The organism is Streptomyces angustmyceticus (genome assembly GCF_040701845.1).
GTDB classification, from domain to species: domain Bacteria; phylum Actinomycetota; class Actinomycetes; order Streptomycetales; family Streptomycetaceae; genus Streptomyces; species Streptomyces angustmyceticus_A.
This window is the reverse complement of sequence record NZ_JBFBHQ010000004.1, coordinates 437,061-451,663: the sequence shown is the minus strand read 5'-3', so window position 1 is coordinate 451,663 and position 14,603 is coordinate 437,061. Positions and strand designations below refer to the sequence as shown.

The following is a 14,603-nucleotide window of genomic DNA, read 5'->3' as shown; positions in this document are numbered from 1 at the left end:
ATGGTCGCGCTCACTAAAGCTTCCGGTCCGGTAGGCGTCAACCCTGGTGCGGGGCACGGCTGTCCGGTGTCCGGTGGCCATGTCGCGCCCGCCGGCGGCCCTGCGTCTTCGCTGTGCCGGTACGAGTGCGCGACCCCGCTTCGCAGGCCTCGTCCCGGCACCGCGGCAGCCTGTAACTGAAGGTAAGTGATCAGTTTCACTCGGTGCGGGGACTCGCCGCGGCATGTACCGGTCTCCCGACTGCCATGATCCCTACCGATGCGGAAGGAAGCCGCCTCCGCACGGATGGAAATGGCAGTGACATCAGGGGTGTTGGAGTGAGATCAGCGTGGTTGTGGTGGGGTGCGCGCAGGAGGGCGGGCGCCCGAGCGGGTTCCCTTTCGCGGAGCTCGGGGGCGGCCCATCGCCCCGGGGTCACCAGGGGCCCGGGGACGGCTCGTCGCTCGGGGGCAGGGCGGCGGATCGCGGTGGTCGGTGCCGTTGCCGTGCTCCTGGGGCAGCTCCTCGGCGCGGGTCCCGCCGCGGCGCGGGCCGGCGTCCTGCCGGGGTCGGCGTTCCCTCTCGTCCTCGACGTGGATATGACGCCGAATCCGGCGTGCCGTGGGCCCGTACGCGGCCGGGTGGAGATCTACGACCCCGCCGCGGCGAAGTCCGGGGCGACCGTGGAGTGGCGGGTGCGCGCCGGTGAGGAGCAGTTGGCCGGCGGGCGCCTCGACATGGGCGCCCGCGTCGGCACGGCGGAGTTCACCATTCCGTACGACCGGGTGCCCGCATCCGAGACCGCCTTGCGGATCGATGCCCGCGTCGCCGCGTCGTCCGGCGGCGGTCATGCGTCCGGCCGCTACGGCAAGGTCTGGCGGGACACGATCCGCCGGGGCTGTGACCCGGTGCGGGTGGCGTCCGTCGGCGACTCCGTGGTCTGGGGGCAGGGCCTGGACCACGATCAGAAGTTCCCTTATCTGACAGGGCAGTTGCTCGGGCGCGAGACCGGCCGGGGCCGGCAGGTCATGGACTATGCGATCTCGGGCGCGGTGCTCGACGCGCCCGACCTGCCCGCGGGCAACAAGGACGCGGACTGCCTCCGTACGACGGAGCAGCAGGACCCGGACGGCGACGGAGAGATGGAGTTCGGCGAGGTCACCCAGCAGACTCCCGATGTGTTCTGCCAATTGGAGAAGGCCGGCGCGCAGGCACGGGCGGGTGGCTACGGACTCGATCTGGTCGTGATCAACGGGTGCATCAACGATCTCGATCCCTTCTTCGGCATCGGCGCCGGCATCACCCCGGGCTCGGAGGACCTGCCCAAGGCGGTGCGGCGCGAGTGCTCCGGCGTCGGCGCGGCGGCGGAGAACCCCGCGAAGGACGTGCCGTACTTCAGCGGCGCGAAGGTCGGATACGGCGGACGCGGGATGCGGGCGGCGATCGAGAAGGCGCATTCCCTGCCGGGGCGCCCGAAGGTGCTCGTGGCCGACTTCTACTACGCGCTGAGCCGCAGCAGTTCGCCGATCCCGGTGAAGAACTGCTCGGTCCCGGGCGTCACCGGGGCGCGGCTGTCCTCCTGCCGGAGCGCCCTCGGGGGCGTGGCCGAGCGCTACGAGCAGTACACCCAACTGGCCAATGCCGCCTACCACCAGGCGGCGGCCGCCGCCAACGAGGCGTCCAACGACGGTGCGTACGCCGTCGCGGCCGACGGGCTGTTCACCGTGGACAACGCCCTGCTCACCCGGGACTCCAAGGTCTGGAACACTCCGGTGTCCGACCCGGCGTTCCCGCTGCGCACGCGCGCCTGCCCCGAGCTGAGCGCGACTCCCGCGCAGTGCCTGACGGCGGCCGTCGCGCACCCCGACATCGCGGGCGCCCGGCAGTACGCCGACGCCTTTCTCCTCAATCCGAGTGTGCGCGCATGGTTCCACCTCCCGCGGCAGGGGCCCCGGGCGCAGTTGCACGTTCCGGAGAGCGCGCACGTCGGCGGTGAGGTGCCCCTGTCGGTGACGGTGGGCGGAAAGCCCCCGGCCGGGTACCGCTACCACTGGTACTTCGGCGACGGTACGCAGCAGGAGACCACCGAGCCGGCCGTCACCCATGCGTACGACCACGAGGGGCCGTGGCTGCCACGGCTCGTGATGACCGGCCCGGACGGCGGAAAGGTCCTGGTCGAGGCCGGCCGGGCCCTCGCCGTGGACTGACGGTGCCGACCGAGGGGCGGCTCGCGGGTGCGGGCCGCCCCTCGGGTCCGCGCAACCGGAGCCCAAGAGATCCGCAGGAACCTCAGTTGGTGCCGAGGGTGCGGGCGAGGAGGGGGAGCAGGCGGTCCCAGTGGCGCCGCAGGGCCGAGGGGTTGAAGGCGTCGGTGTCGGCCATGGTGAAGCCGTGGAGGGTGCCGGGGTAGATCTCGGAGGTGTGGGCGACACCGGCGGCGTCCAGGGCCCGGTTGAGCTCGCCGAGGGCCTCGGGCGTCATGTCCGTCTCGGCGTGGCCGAGGTGGACCTGGGCGGTGAGCGTGGACAGGAGGCGGTGCAGACTGTCGGGACCGCCGGCGACCACGGGGCCGTGGAATCCGGCGACGGCGGCCACCTGGCCGGGGTGGGCCGCGGCGGTGCGCATCGCCAGGAGCCCGCCTATGCAGTAGCCGGTCACCGCGACCGGCCCGTCGGCGACCTCGGGCCGGGTGGTGAGGAACCTGAGGTAGGCGTCGGCGTCGCCGAGGACACGTTCGGTGGTGTGCGCCTCGATCAAGGGCATCAGCTGCGCGACGAGTGCGGAGCGGGCCTCTTCTCCGATGTGCTCGGGAAGCTCGACCAGTGGTGCCGGGCCGTGCCGGTAGAAGAAGTGGGGGACGAGCACGTAGTACCCGTGGCCGGCCAGTTCGCGGGCCATCTCCTGCACCACGGGCCGGATGCCGAAGGCGTCCGCGTACATCAGCACCCCGGGGTGCCGCTCGCCGTGGTCGGGGTAGGCGGCGAAGGCGTCGGCCCGGCCGTCCGTGGTGGGAATCTGCAGCGTCGTGAGGGGCAAGTTCTTCCTTCCGTGAGGGGCACTCCAACAACGTTGGTGGGACTGACGTTTTCGGAGTGTCGGTGAACGTATATCGTTAGTCGGACTAACGCAATGGGCAGGATGGACGCCATGACCGGAGCCGAAGCCGCCGACCTGCCCGAGGGCGGCGCACCCAGGACACCCGACAGGCTGCGCCGACGGGCGAGCCGGCTGTTGTCGCAGCTGACCGTGCGGTCCGACCGGCTGGTCAACGAGGGGCTGGCCCGGGTCGACGCCCGCAAATGGCACTACGCCGTGCTCGCCTCGCTGCAGGACCTCGGACCCGGCAGCCAAGCGGAGCTGAGCGGACGCACCGGCATCTACCGCAGCGACCTGGTCGGCGTGCTCGACGAACTGGCCGAGCGCGGCCTCGTCGAGCGGGCGCCGGACCCCGGCGACCGGCGCCGCAACATCATCACGATCTCCGCCCGGGGCCGGCGTCGGCTACGCCGCCTCGACACGGTCCTGGACGGTCTCCACGACGAACTGCTCGCACCGCTGAGTCCGGCCGAACGCGACCAGCTGGTGCAGTTGCTCATCCGCTTGCTGGACCACCACACCGGGACCTCCGACCCGGCGTAGTCCCGGGGAGTTCCGGGCCTCCGGGGGCAAAGGCGGGATCGTAGCGGATGGTGCGCGGGCGCCACCCGCTTTTGTGCATCATCACTGAATCAATTCGTTTGCCTGATGCAAAGATTAGCGTGGCTCATGCCCCAGCAGTCCACCGCGCCACAGTGCCCCCGGTGCATTGCCGCGCCCTCCAGGAGGCATGATGAAGTCTCACGCTCGGAACACCAAGCCGTCAGCCGGTCGTGGTCGGGTGCTCACCCTCACGGTCGCCGTGCTGGCGGTCATCGCCACCGCTTCCGTCTGGCTCTACCAGAGAAACAGCTCCGCCGGTGAGTCGGTCTCCGCCAACCTCCCGGCGGCACATGCCGGCCCGGCCGGGCCCCGGTCCGGTCAGCCCGCCAACTCGGGCCCGGTCAATGCGCTGGACAAGACCTTCCTCACCAAGGTCCGGCAGGCCGGACTGTGGGAGATGCCCGCGGGCCGGCTCGCCCAGACGCATGCGTCGAGTGAATCCATCAAGCGCGCCGGAATGCACCTGCTCGAAGGGCACAGCACACTCGACGAGTTGGCCCGCGAGGACTCCGAGGCGCTGAACGTGCCCATACCCGACCAGGCCACCGCCGAACAACAGGGCTGGGTGGACCAGTTGAAGAACGCCCGGGGCCGCGAGTTCGACCAGCTCTTCGTGGACCTGTTGCGCGCTTCCCACGGCAAGATCTTCATCACCATCGGCGAGGTCCGCGCCGCGACCAAGAACTCGCTGATCCGGCGACTGGCCACGCAGACCAACAACACCGTCCAGGACCACATGAGCGTGCTGGAGGACACCGGCCTGGTCACCGACGCCACGCTCGACGACGTCGCCTCGACCATTCCCAAGTGAGCAGCACAGGCGGCTACTTGCGCGGCATGCAGCCCTCGCCGGGCAGTCGGGCGCGCGGTGCGCCTCCCGCGGGCTCCGGTGGGCACCGGAGTCATGCACCGCGCCCCGCGGGGGCGTCGACCCACCCCAGGGGGTGCAACTCCGTTTCCTCCGCGGGCGGTTCACCGCCCGCCTCGTTGAGAGTGGCCAGGGCCTTGATGAGGGCCGTGCGCTGGTCCGGGGCGAGCCGCTCGACGATCGCGCTGATCTCGGCGCGGCGCCGGCTGGTGACGTTCTCCACGGTGCGCCGCCCCTCGTCGGTGAGCCGCAGTACGGTCTCGCGCCGGTTGGCGGGGTTGGTCTGCCGGTCCGCCAGACCCGCCGCGATGAGCCGGTCCACCATCCGCATCGCGGTCGAGGGGGCGACCTGGAGCAGCTCGGCGAGGACGACCAACTTGGCGGAGCCGCGCGTGGAGAGGACCACCAGCATCCTGAACTGCGGCAGCGTCACCCGCTCTTCGACCTCTGCCAGCGAACGCGCAGACACCGCCACCAACAACCTCGACGCCGTGAGCACCGCACGGGTCACCGCGTCCACATCATCCACGTCCCCCGCGGGGGCTTCACGCTCGGCCATTCCCCCTTTTTACCGTCCTCCGCTCTCCGCACCCTCACTCGGCCGCCCCTGGAGGGCCGAGACGGGGGGGGGCAAGGGCGCAGGTTGCGGCGGTGACGGCGGAGCCACCGGTGGAGCCGCGGCAGGCGAAAGAGGCCGCGGAGGCATGTAGAGGGCCACGGCGGCCGGAGTGGCGGCGATGATCGCTGCGACGTGTCCGGGCGGGGCGGCAGCTGCGGGCGGCCGGGCGGGAGGCATGGTCATGAGGAGGCGCGGAGACGTCGGAGGCGGCGGCACGGGGCGGCGGCGCGGGCGAGGAGGGCGCGGGCGAGGAGGGTGCGGATCTCCCGCTTCACCTGGCTGCGGTGGGTCACGGTGGGCGAGAGAAGGGCAGCCGGACGCCCTGGTCTCGCTCCTCGGCCACTGATCCGGCCGTGCTTCCCGGCCGGATCAACCGTCGCGTCCGCTTGATGGGGGTGGGGGCCCGAGGGGCACAGGGCCCGCCGTCGGCCGCCGTGTCCCCCTGGTCAGTGCTGAGGGTGGGGACGTGGGCCGGAGTGGAACAGGGTCCGCCGCTTGGGGGCGGAGCCCGGGGTGAGGCGGCGGCCGACTTCGGCGCGCAACTTGAGCGCGTGGAAGACCTCGACCGCGCCCAGGACGATGGCCATGACCCCGACCACGAAGGTCAGCGCGGCGATCGAGCCGAACGGCAACACGATCAGCACGATGCCCGCCAGCGTCGTGAGGATGCCCAGGAACACCTGCCAGCCACGTGCCGGGATGCCCTCGGCGGAAGCCGCCGTGGCGGTCATCATGATGCCGCGGATCAGCCAGCCGAAGCCGATCCACAGCGCGAGCAGCAGAATCGACTCCAGGGTGCCCCGGAAGCAGACCAGGCCCAGCAGGACGGAGATCGCGCCGGTGACGAAATGCAGCACCCGCAGATGCCGGGGGACATGCGTCCCGAAGGCGGCGGCCAGCTGAAAGACGCCAATGGCCAGCAGGTAGATGCCGAAGAGCACGCCGACGACCCGCAGGGTCTGACTCGGCCAGGCCAGCGCGACGACGCCCAGGGCGATCGCAGCCAGGCCCGTGGTGAGCAGGAACTGCCAGCCCATGTTCGCCAGGGCGGTCAGGCCCTCGTCCGGGGAGACGTCCCGTGTCCCGGTGTCACGCGGAGGGCCGGTGCCTGAGGAATCGGTGGGGTGTGTCATGCCGTCTGCCTCCTCCACGGAAGAACACGGTCGGATCGTTCCAGTTCCATCGTCACCCGCCCGGCCCCGTCCCGCCCGGCGGACGCTCCCGCGTCCCGTCCGTGGCCACAGCCGGCCCTCCGGGTCCCGATCAGGCAGAACGGCCCACCGCACGCCCACCGTGCGCCCGTGGGTTGCGGCACGCTCGGTGACGGGCTTGCATGGAAAGCACAGGCCCCAAGAGCCAGAGGGCACCGCGGGGCCGATCGCCCTCGCTGAGGTGCCGGTCGTCTTCCTCGGCCCCTCTCCCATGGAGCTGTGCGCATTCCCGAGGTGCCGCTCATGGCAAGGCGCACCTCGCACCTCTGGGCCGCGGCGGTCTGCACGTCGGCGGTGCCGGACTCGGACTCGTACAGCTCGACAATGCGCCGGACGTCGCGGATGCTGCGGATGCCGCGGAAGGTCGCGGCATCGCGTCCGGCGGAGAGAGGCGTGGCATGGACAACGACGGTCTTCCCGACGACGGTCTCCCCGCCCCGAGCGAGGGGCTGTTGGTGACCCACTTCCTGACGGTGCGCGATGTGGCACGGTCGCGCCGCTTCTACAGCGAGGTGATCGGCGGGCGGGTGGTCCTCGCGGAGAACCCCTGCATCGTGCGGCTCGCCAACAGCTGGATCATCATGAACCCGGGCGGCGGCCCGACCCCCGACAAGCCGGATGTGACCCTGGTCCCGCCCGACGATCCGCACACCGTCTCCGCCTTCATCAACCTGCGGGTCGCCGACATCGAGGCCTGCTACGCCCAATGGAGCGCAAAGGGAGCCGAGTTCCTGACACCGCCCCTCGACCGTCGGGCCGAACTCCGCTGCTACCTGCGCGACCCCGACGGCCACCTGATCGAGGTCGGACAGGCCACCGGCATGCTGCAAGGCATTTACGCCCGCACCGACAGCAGTTCCGGATAGCCGGAGCACCGGAGCCGATGCGACGCGGGGCCCGCCCCGCCGGGCAGAAACCCCACGCCACATCGCCTCACTTCATTACGTCATTCCCTCCGTCCACCTCATCCGCAGCGGATCGCCGGGTCGGGTGGGGGGCGGCTCACCGGACCGCCGGACCGCCGGATCAGGAACGACCGGGCATCCCCGGAAGGCCCGGCGGCGCGGGAAGCGGCAGATTTCCTACGCTGCTGCTCTCACGTGCGGGCGCCGGTGCCTGGCAGACCACGTCCTTCGCCGGGAGCCTGCCCGTGGTCAGGTACGCGGTGGCCGTCTTGTCGGCGCACGACTTGGAACCGTAGATGCCGTGTCCGACGCCGCCTGCGACCATGACCATCTTCGAGCCCTTCAGGGCCCGGTGCATACCGAGGCCGCTGGGCAGGGGCGTCTGGGGGTCCCACTCGTTCTGCAGGGTGAGGACGCCGACCTTGTTGTCGATGGTGGTGGCGGGTTCGCTGCCGTTCTTCTTCCAGAACGCGCACGGCTTGATGGTGGAGGCGAAGTCGCCGTACAGGGGGTACTTGGCCTTGTCCCGCACCGCGTCACGGCGGTACTGCTCGGGGTCTCGCGGCCAGGCGCGGGTGTCACCGCAGACGACCGCCCAGAAGGCGGCGGTGGAGTTGTCCGAGGGCACGGCGCGGCCGAACGCCGGCGGCGTGGGCCGCTCGCGCTTGCCGGTGCCCGGGGTGACGGCCTGGTTCTTGTCCGCGGCGGCCTTCTTCAGTTCGACGACCGTCTCGGCCGCCGTGCGCACACTGAAGAACATGGCACGGCCCGCACGGATGTCGTCGCCGCTCAGCGGGGCGCCGTGGAACACGATCGGCTTCCGGTTCGCCCGGGCGACCAGATCCCAGAACGTCTTACGGACCTTGTCCGGGGTGCTGCCCAGCTTGTAGGTGGCGTCGCGCCGGGCGGTCCACTTGCTCCACCTGGTGAACGCGGGTTCGCTGCCCTCCGACCAGACCTGCATCATGCCCCGCCAGATCCGCGCGGGGTCGATGGCGCTGTCGAGGACGAAGCGGTCGGTGCGCCGCGGGAACATCTGGGTGTAGACGGCGCCGAGATAGGTGCCGTACGAGTACCCGAGGTAGGAGATCTTCTTCTCGCCCAGCACGGCCCGGACCACGTCCATGTCGCGGGCGGTGTTGCGGGTGGTGATGTGGCGCAGCGTGTCGCCCTGCTTGGCGTCGCACTTCTCGGCGACGGTCCGGGCCCACTTGACGTCCTTGGCGTACTCCGCGGCCTTGTAGGGACGCTGCCAGTTCTCCTCGTCGGCGGTCAGCCCGCAGCCGAGCGGCGAGCTCGCGCCGACGCCCCGCGGGTCGAAGCCGATGAGGTCGTACTTCTTCGTCACGGACTTGGGGATCGCGGTCCTCAGCGATTCCGGCAGGTCGAGTCCCGACCCACCCGGCCCTCCGGGATTGAGCAGCAGAACACCTCGGCGCTCGGCGGGGCTGCTCGCCTTGATCCGCGAGATCGCGAGATCGATCTTCTTGCCGTCCGGACGGCTGTAGTCCAACGGAACCTTGAGAGTGGCACATTGGAAGGCTGCCGGGGTGGCACTGCCGCAGCGGTGCCAGGCGGGCTTCTGCTGGGCGTACTCCGGTAACGAGCGCGCCGCGGCGGAGGCGGTCGCCGGCGTGACCGCCGGAACCAGTGCCGCGAGCGCACTCACCGCCAGAACGGGGGCTATTCGTCTGCTTCGCACGTAAGTCATGCCCTTCGGATCCATACGTCTGGGACGCACTCACCCTTGCGCAAAAGGCAGTTGGGACGAATCCCTCAACGGGTCACAGTGCGTCCGACCATGGGCGGACGGACCGCCGGACAAATGGTCCTGGAGTCGTACGGGGTGTGCCGTATCCTCCACCCGGGTCACAGCCCCGCCTTCACCGCCGCCGGATCGCGCCACTTCTCCGGGGAAGGCGCGACGCTGCGGCTATGCTCCTGCGGGTGCGGATGACCAAGTACACCCACTCCTGCGTCCGGTTGGCACACGGCGGCGGCACGCTGGTCATCGACCCCGGCGTCTGGAGCGAGCCCGAGGTGCTCGACGGCGCGGATGCGGTTCTGGTGACCCACGAGCACAACGACCACGTCGACGTGTCACGGCTGACGGCGTTGAACGTGCCCGTCTACGCGCCCAGGGCGGCGCGGATCCCGGGCCTGGACTTCATCGGTGTCGCGGCCGGCGAGGAGTTCACCGCGGCCGGCTTCCGGGTGACCGCCCACGGCGGGCGGCACGCCCACGTCTACGACGGCCTCCCGGAGTGCGCCAACCTCGGCTACCTCCTCGGGGAGGGCCTCTACCACCCCGGGGACGCGCTGCACGTTCCCGAGCGGCCGGTGGAGACCCTGCTCGTCCCCCTGCAGGGGTCGTGGCTGAAGACGGCGGAGACCATCGACTTCGTACGCGCCGTGGGTCCGGAACGGGCGTACGGCATCCACGACGGGCAGATCAACGAGCGGGGGCTCGGCAGCATCAACGGCTGGCTCACCCGCGAGTGCGGCGGCTGTTACGACTGGCTTCCGGCGGGTTCCTCCGCACCGTGACGGAGCCGGCCGCCCTCAGGACTCCGCCTTCTCCGCGTGGATGCCGCGCATGCTCTCCACCAGGATCTTCGCCAGTTCGAGGTCCGCCTTGTGGATCTCGGCCTGCAGCAGGCGCCGGGAGTCGGCATCGGTGGTCTTGTCGAGCGTCTTCTGCAGCCTGTTCCGCAGCCCCTTCCACTGCCAGTACCGCAGCCGGTCGTCGACCACGTTCAGTGCGGCGGCGACGAGCGGCGGGAGAAGCAGCACGAGGAACAGCGAGGACCAGATCAAGCACTTACCCGGCCATGTGTTCGCGCCGAGATTGAACCCGACCGTGACCACGAGGCCGGCGACACCCACGCTGCTCACGTCTTCCGCGTGGATGGACCGGGCGCGCACCTTCTTGTCAGCCACCGATGCCCTCCTCGCTGCGAGGGTCACGGCCGGTGGTCCTGCGGACCACACTCTCGATCCGCTGGATCTCGTGCTCCCGTCGCAGCCACTTGCGCACCAGCGAAGCAAGCACCGGCAGCACGGTCGTGACGGCGGCGAGGGTGCTCACCAAGGCTTCCCATTCCATGACGGCAGGCTACTGGGACGCGAACCGCGTGACCCCCGCTGGTGACCTCAACATCGCCCTGTGGCAGGTGAGTTCAGCCGCGCCCAGGGCAATTCCCGTACGTCCAACAGATGACGGCGGGTATCGGCAGTACGTCCCATGGTGTCGGCGCGGGACGTCTCCCCGTGCCGCGGGAATGACGGGCGCCGGCCGCCGGTTGGCCTCTTCCGTAGGCAGCGCGCCGACACACCGCACCCAGCGAGTGGGATACGAGGGGAAACTGATGTCGAACGACACGGCCGGCACCACGGTCCACGGCACCGTCGCCGAGGGGTACGAAGGCGTACGCGAGGAGTTCGCCGCGTTCGTCGCGGAGCAGGAGCACGACCCGGGCGCGCAGCTCGCCACGTACAAGGACGGCGAGCTGGTGGTGGACCTGTGGGCGGGAGACGTCACCGGGGACTCGCTGACCGGTGTCTTCTCCACCACCAAGGGCGCCGCGCACCTGGTGGTCGCGCTGCTCGTGCAGGACGGTGTCCTGGAGCTCGACCGCAAGGTCGCCGACTACTGGCCCGAGTTCGCCGCCGAGGGCAAGGGCGCGCTGACCCTGCGCGAGCTGCTCGCGCACCGCTCCGGCGTCATCGGCGCGGACGACGGCTTCACCCCGGAGGAACTCGCCGACGACCGCGTGATCGCCGAACGGCTCGCCGGTCAGCGGCCGTTCTGGCAGCCGGGCGTCGGCCACGGCTATCACGCCCTGGTGATCGGCGCGCTCACCGGTGAGGTCGTACGGCGGACCACCGGCCGCTCCCTCCAGGAGATCTACGAGGAGCGGGTCCGCGCACCGTACGCCCTCGACTTCTTCCTGGGGCTTCCCGAGTCCGAGCGGGCCCGGCACCGCGACGTGCTGCCGATGCTGCCGACCCCCGAGCAGCTCGCCGAGCTGACCGCGAACGCGGGCGGCCGCCACAGCCGCGCCGCCATCGCCTTCAACCGCAGCGCCGACCCGTCCTTCGACCTGACCGCGTTCGTCAACTCCGACGCCGCACTGGCCAAGAGCCCGGCCTCGGTCGGCGGCGTGGGCAATGCGCGCGGCATCGCCGGGATGTACGCGGCGACCATCGGCGCGTTCAACGGCCTGGGCGCGCTGCTCAAGCCGGAGACCGTCGCCGAGTTCTCCCGCATCCACTCGGTCGGCACCGACCTGGTCTTCCACAACCCGAGCACCTTCGCGCTGGGCTTCGAGGCCGTCGGCATGCTGTTCCCGGCACTCGCCGCCCACGCCTTCGGCCACAGCGGCGCAGCCGGCTCCCTCGCCTTCGGCGACCCCCGCTCGGGCCTCGCCTACGGCTACACCCGCCGCCGCTTCGCCTTCCCGGGCGGCGCCGCACCCGAGAACGCCCGCCTGTCGAAGGCGGTCCACGAGGCCGCACTCGCCTAGCGCCGCCGGAGCCGGGGGCGCCGCCGAGGGCGTCGACGACGGAGGAGCCGAAGCAGCAAAGCGGCGGGGAGTGCCGTCCGTACGGGCCACCGGCGCCACCTGGGTGCTGCCCCGTCCATGGCACCGTGGATCCCGGCCGGTGCCCCTCACGCCACGGGTGCGGCCGGTCCGGCGCGCTTCCGGGACGCTGGTGCCGCGTCGTCCCGGGGCGACGCGCTACGAAGGGCCGACGCGGCTGGTGCAGGTGAAGGGCTTGTCGATCCAGTAGGTCCGGTGCTGCTCGTCGTGGACGACCGGGTACGTGGTGCGGGGATCACAGAGCTTGTCGATCTGGGCGCGGTCCGCGGAACTGATCGTGAACCAGTACTTGTTGGTGCCCGGGGCGACCCGTTGGCACTTGGGGAAGAAGCCCTTCATGCCGGGGCCGAACACGTCGCTGCGGAAGTCGGCGGCCAGCTTCTTGTTGAGGTTGATGTTGTCGCAGTCGGCCTTCATGCCGTCGACGCTGATGGTCTTGGCCGCCTCGGTCGTATAACCCTGTGCGGTGTGGGTGCCGGACGCGGTCCAGGTCCGCGCCGGCAGCGCGATCTGCTCGGCGACCTCGGTGAGCAGCGGGCTGCCGGAGGTGGCGGAGGCGGCGGGTTCGGTCTGTTCCGTGGGGCCGGCATCCGCGACGCCCACGACGACGGCCACACCGATGCCCAGGGTCGCCAGCAGAAGGGGGGCGATCCAGATCCCTTTTCGCACCGAGGGCGAGAGTGTCACCGTACGCTCCGTTCCGGGCGGCCCGGCGGTCCGACTGCCGCCCGGGCACCTTGTGCGCACCCTAGCCGCCGCGGCGGGCGGCCCGTGGGAACGGCGAGCGGTCAGGTTGCCGTGGCGGCGCGGTCGCCCCGGACGGACGAAGGGGACGCCTCGTCAGATGGCGGGCGAGCGCCCGTCGGAGAAGGGCGGGGCGGTGGGCAGTAGGCGAGGATGGCGGGATGACCTCTCTTTCGCGTGCCCATTCGTTCAACACGGCGGCGGCCCGGTACGCCGCGAACCGGCCCTCCTACCCGCCCGCTCTCCTGGACGCCGTCGAGGAGCTCTGGGGCCGCCCCCTCGCCGGGGCCCGTGTCGCCGACGTCGGTGCGGGCACGGGCATCGCCACCGCCCTGTTACGGGAACGCGGCGCCGGTGTCCTCGCCGTCGAGCCGGGCGACGGTATGGCCGCCCAGTTCCGCGGCACGCTCCCCGACGTGCCGATCGTCCGGGGCGACGGCAATGCCCTGCCCCTCGCCGATGCCTCCTGCGACCTGGTCACGTACGCGCAGTCCTGGCACTGGACGGATACCGACCGCTCGGTCCCCGAGGCGTTGCGGGTGCTGCGGCCGGAGGGCGCTCTGGCCGTCTGGTGGAACACCCACGCCCTCGATGTGCCGTGGATCGCCGCGCAGCACGAACGCATCGCCCGGCACTGCGGGGGCGAACCGTCCTCCGAGGCGCTTCCGGACGACCGTCACGCCGTGCGGCTCGCGGGGCTCTCAGGGCTCCGTGTCGCGCGGCGTCAGGTGGGCTGGGGCCGGACCGTCTCCCTGGAGACGCATCTCGCCAACATCAGCAGCCACTCGGCGTTCCTCGTCCTCGGCGAGGGTGCCGCGCAGGCGTTCCTCGCCGACGAGCACACCCGCCTGCGCGAGCTCTTCCCCGCCGGCTCGGTGGAGGAGCGCTATGTGGTCGATCTGCTGGTGGCGGCTCGCCCCTGAGCGCTCGTTCGCAGGTGCCCGTCCCTGAGCGCTCGGTCCGCGTGGGGGCCACCGCACGGGGCGGGCCGGCGCCCTCCCCGCCCCTGGATCACGCCCTCAGCCGCGGGAAGAGCACCTCGGCGTTGCCTCGTTCGATGGCGGCGCGCTGGGCGTCGTCGAGGGGATGGGCGTCGAGCTGCTCGGTGACGTGGTCGGCGCCTTCGGGGGTGGCGTGGGGGTAGTCGCTGCCGAAGGTGATGCGGGTGGGGTCGGCGAAGGCGAGGAGGCTGGGGAGGGTGGCGGGGCCGGCGGACAGGGCCGTGTCGAAGTAGAAGCGGCGCAGCCCGGCCAGGAGCGCTTCCCGGTCCATCACGGGGTGGACTCCGGTGGCCCGCTGATGGCCTTCGAGCGCGAGGCCGATGCGGTGTGCGGCGTAGGGCAGGAAGCCACCGCCGTGGGACAGCAGGAAGGCGATGTCCGGGTGGCGGGTGGTGGTGCCGGACAGGGTGAGGCTCATGGCGGCGCGGACGGTGTCCAGGAGGAAATCGGCCGCGTAGGGCGGGATGCCGGGGGCGGTGGGGCCGGGGAGTTCGGCCGGGTGGACGAACACGGTGGTTCCGCGGCGCCCGAGTTCGGCCATCAGCGGCGCGAAGGCGGGGTCGCCGAGGTAGGCCCCGCGGTAGTTCGTGAGCAGGATGACGCCGTCGGCCCCGAGTTCGTCCAGAGCGCGGGCGGCCTCGTCCAGGGCGCCGTCGACATCGGGCAGGGGCACGCTGGCGAAGAAGCCGAAGCGGTCGGGGCGGTCCTTCACGGTTTCGGCGGCGTGGTCGTTGACCTTGCGGGCCCAGGTGCGGGCCTCGGCGTCGTCACCGAGGTGGGTGCCCGGGGTGGAGACGGACAGTACGGCAGTGGCGATGCGCAGGCCGTCCATGAAGGCGAGGTCCGCTTCGGCGCTCCAGGTGGGCACGGGAAGGCCGCCGGCGCTTTCGCCGCGGGAGAGCAGCCAGTCCCGGTAGTCCGGCGGAACGATGTGGTGGTGGGTGTCGATACGGCCACGCTGGGTCATGACTCG

15 protein-coding genes are annotated in these 14,603 nt (G+C 71.3%); 7 read left to right on the top strand and 8 right to left on the bottom strand.

Annotated features, from left to right (window positions below; all coding sequences use genetic code 11):
- Positions 1 to 467: 467 nt before the first annotated feature.
- Positions 468 to 2,186 carry a PKD domain-containing protein gene (locus AB0411_RS12725; protein ID WP_366417279.1) on the top strand — a complete coding sequence of 573 codons (1,719 nt, stop codon included), beginning with the start codon at positions 468 to 470 and terminating at the stop codon, positions 2,184 to 2,186.
- Positions 2,187 to 2,268: 82 nt separating this feature from the next.
- Here the strand turns inward: AB0411_RS12725 and AB0411_RS12720 are convergent, their stop codons facing one another.
- Positions 2,269 to 3,015 carry a dienelactone hydrolase family protein gene (locus AB0411_RS12720; protein ID WP_366417278.1) on the bottom strand — a complete coding sequence of 249 codons (747 nt, stop codon included), beginning with the start codon at positions 3,013 to 3,015 and terminating at the stop codon, positions 2,269 to 2,271.
- A 111-nt stretch (positions 3,016 to 3,126) separates the two neighbouring features.
- On the opposite strand from AB0411_RS12720, the gene AB0411_RS12715 reads away from it, so the two are divergent.
- Positions 3,127 to 3,618 carry a MarR family winged helix-turn-helix transcriptional regulator gene (locus AB0411_RS12715; protein ID WP_366417277.1) on the top strand — a complete coding sequence of 164 codons (492 nt, stop codon included), beginning with the start codon at positions 3,127 to 3,129 and terminating at the stop codon, positions 3,616 to 3,618.
- A 190-nt stretch (positions 3,619 to 3,808) separates the two neighbouring features.
- Positions 3,809 to 4,489, top strand: coding sequence for a DUF4142 domain-containing protein (locus AB0411_RS12710; protein ID WP_366417276.1), 681 nt, complete (start codon positions 3,809 to 3,811; stop codon positions 4,487 to 4,489).
- 91 nt (positions 4,490 to 4,580) lie between these two features.
- On the opposite strand, the gene AB0411_RS12705 is transcribed toward AB0411_RS12710, so the two are convergent.
- Together AB0411_RS12705 and AB0411_RS12700 are read right to left on the bottom strand one after the other, a co-directional pair.
- Positions 4,581 to 5,105: a MarR family winged helix-turn-helix transcriptional regulator gene (locus AB0411_RS12705; protein ID WP_366417275.1), complete on the bottom strand. Its 525-nt coding sequence runs from the start codon at positions 5,103 to 5,105 to the stop codon at positions 4,581 to 4,583.
- 506 nt (positions 5,106 to 5,611) lie between these two features.
- The gene (locus AB0411_RS12700; RefSeq protein WP_366417274.1) at positions 5,612 to 6,298 is read right to left on the bottom strand and encodes an HdeD family acid-resistance protein; all 687 of its coding nucleotides are present in this window, start codon (positions 6,296 to 6,298) and stop codon (positions 5,612 to 5,614) included.
- 476 nt (positions 6,299 to 6,774) lie between these two features.
- On the opposite strand from AB0411_RS12700, the gene AB0411_RS12695 reads away from it, so the two are divergent.
- A complete protein-coding gene (locus tag AB0411_RS12695; protein WP_366417273.1) occupies positions 6,775 to 7,242 on the top strand; it encodes a VOC family protein in 468 nt (155 codons plus the stop codon).
- Positions 7,243 to 7,402: 160 nt separating this feature from the next.
- Here the strand turns inward: AB0411_RS12695 and AB0411_RS12690 are convergent, their stop codons facing one another.
- Positions 7,403 to 8,992 (bottom strand): alpha/beta hydrolase, encoded by a 1,590-nt coding sequence (locus AB0411_RS12690; protein ID WP_366417272.1) that lies wholly within the window; start codon positions 8,990 to 8,992, stop codon positions 7,403 to 7,405.
- Positions 8,993 to 9,228: 236 nt separating this feature from the next.
- Between AB0411_RS12690 and AB0411_RS12685 the strand changes: the two genes are divergently transcribed.
- Positions 9,229 to 9,828 (top strand): MBL fold metallo-hydrolase, encoded by a 600-nt coding sequence (locus AB0411_RS12685; protein WP_403147863.1) that lies wholly within the window; start codon positions 9,229 to 9,231, stop codon positions 9,826 to 9,828.
- Between the two features lie 15 nt (positions 9,829 to 9,843).
- On the opposite strand, the gene AB0411_RS12680 is transcribed toward AB0411_RS12685, so the two are convergent.
- On the bottom strand, positions 9,844 to 10,221 hold the full coding sequence (locus tag AB0411_RS12680) for a hypothetical protein (RefSeq protein WP_366417270.1): 378 nt from the start codon (positions 10,219 to 10,221) through the stop codon (positions 9,844 to 9,846).
- Positions 10,214 to 10,387 carry a hypothetical protein gene (locus AB0411_RS12675; protein ID WP_366417269.1) on the bottom strand — a complete coding sequence of 58 codons (174 nt, stop codon included), beginning with the start codon at positions 10,385 to 10,387 and terminating at the stop codon, positions 10,214 to 10,216. The genes AB0411_RS12680 and AB0411_RS12675 overlap by 8 nt, the downstream gene beginning before the upstream one ends.
- A 262-nt stretch (positions 10,388 to 10,649) precedes the next feature.
- Between AB0411_RS12675 and AB0411_RS12670 the strand changes: the two genes are divergently transcribed.
- Complete coding sequence (locus AB0411_RS12670; RefSeq protein WP_366417268.1) at positions 10,650 to 11,807, top strand: serine hydrolase domain-containing protein; 1,158 nt, start codon at positions 10,650 to 10,652, stop codon at positions 11,805 to 11,807.
- A 216-nt stretch (positions 11,808 to 12,023) separates the two neighbouring features.
- On the opposite strand, the gene AB0411_RS12665 is transcribed toward AB0411_RS12670, so the two are convergent.
- Positions 12,024 to 12,572 carry a hypothetical protein gene (locus tag AB0411_RS12665; protein ID WP_366417267.1) on the bottom strand — a complete coding sequence of 183 codons (549 nt, stop codon included), beginning with the start codon at positions 12,570 to 12,572 and terminating at the stop codon, positions 12,024 to 12,026.
- Between the two features lie 218 nt (positions 12,573 to 12,790).
- On the opposite strand from AB0411_RS12665, the gene AB0411_RS12660 reads away from it, so the two are divergent.
- Complete coding sequence (locus tag AB0411_RS12660; RefSeq protein ID WP_366417266.1) at positions 12,791 to 13,552, top strand: class I SAM-dependent methyltransferase; 762 nt, start codon at positions 12,791 to 12,793, stop codon at positions 13,550 to 13,552.
- A gap of 88 nt (positions 13,553 to 13,640) precedes the next feature.
- Here AB0411_RS12660 and AB0411_RS12655 read toward each other — a convergent pair whose 3' ends face one another.
- A complete protein-coding gene (locus tag AB0411_RS12655; RefSeq protein WP_366417265.1) occupies positions 13,641 to 14,597 on the bottom strand; it encodes an amidohydrolase family protein in 957 nt (318 codons plus the stop codon).
- Positions 14,598 to 14,603: the final 6 nt, after the last annotated feature.

Excerpts from the sequence above, each read along its gene's own strand:
- AB0411_RS12700 (WP_366417274.1), bottom strand. The coding sequence starts at position 6,298 with ATGACACACCCCACCGATTCCTCAGGCACCGGCCCTCCGCGTGACACC.
- AB0411_RS12695 (WP_366417273.1), top strand. The coding sequence starts at position 6,775 with ATGGACAACGACGGTCTTCCCGACGACGGTCTCCCCGCCCCGAGCGAG.
- AB0411_RS12690 (WP_366417272.1), bottom strand. The coding sequence starts at position 8,992 with ATGACTTACGTGCGAAGCAGACGAATAGCCCCCGTTCTGGCGGTGAGT.
- AB0411_RS12670 (WP_366417268.1), top strand. The coding sequence starts at position 10,650 with ATGTCGAACGACACGGCCGGCACCACGGTCCACGGCACCGTCGCCGAG.
- AB0411_RS12705 (WP_366417275.1), bottom strand. The coding sequence starts at position 5,105 with ATGGCCGAGCGTGAAGCCCCCGCGGGGGACGTGGATGATGTGGACGCG.
- AB0411_RS12715 (WP_366417277.1), top strand. The coding sequence starts at position 3,127 with ATGACCGGAGCCGAAGCCGCCGACCTGCCCGAGGGCGGCGCACCCAGG.
- AB0411_RS12660 (WP_366417266.1), top strand. The coding sequence starts at position 12,791 with ATGACCTCTCTTTCGCGTGCCCATTCGTTCAACACGGCGGCGGCCCGG.
- AB0411_RS12655 (WP_366417265.1), bottom strand. The coding sequence starts at position 14,597 with ATGACCCAGCGTGGCCGTATCGACACCCACCACCACATCGTTCCGCCG.
- AB0411_RS12675 (WP_366417269.1), bottom strand. The coding sequence starts at position 10,387 with ATGGAATGGGAAGCCTTGGTGAGCACCCTCGCCGCCGTCACGACCGTG.
- AB0411_RS12710 (WP_366417276.1), top strand. The coding sequence starts at position 3,809 with ATGAAGTCTCACGCTCGGAACACCAAGCCGTCAGCCGGTCGTGGTCGG.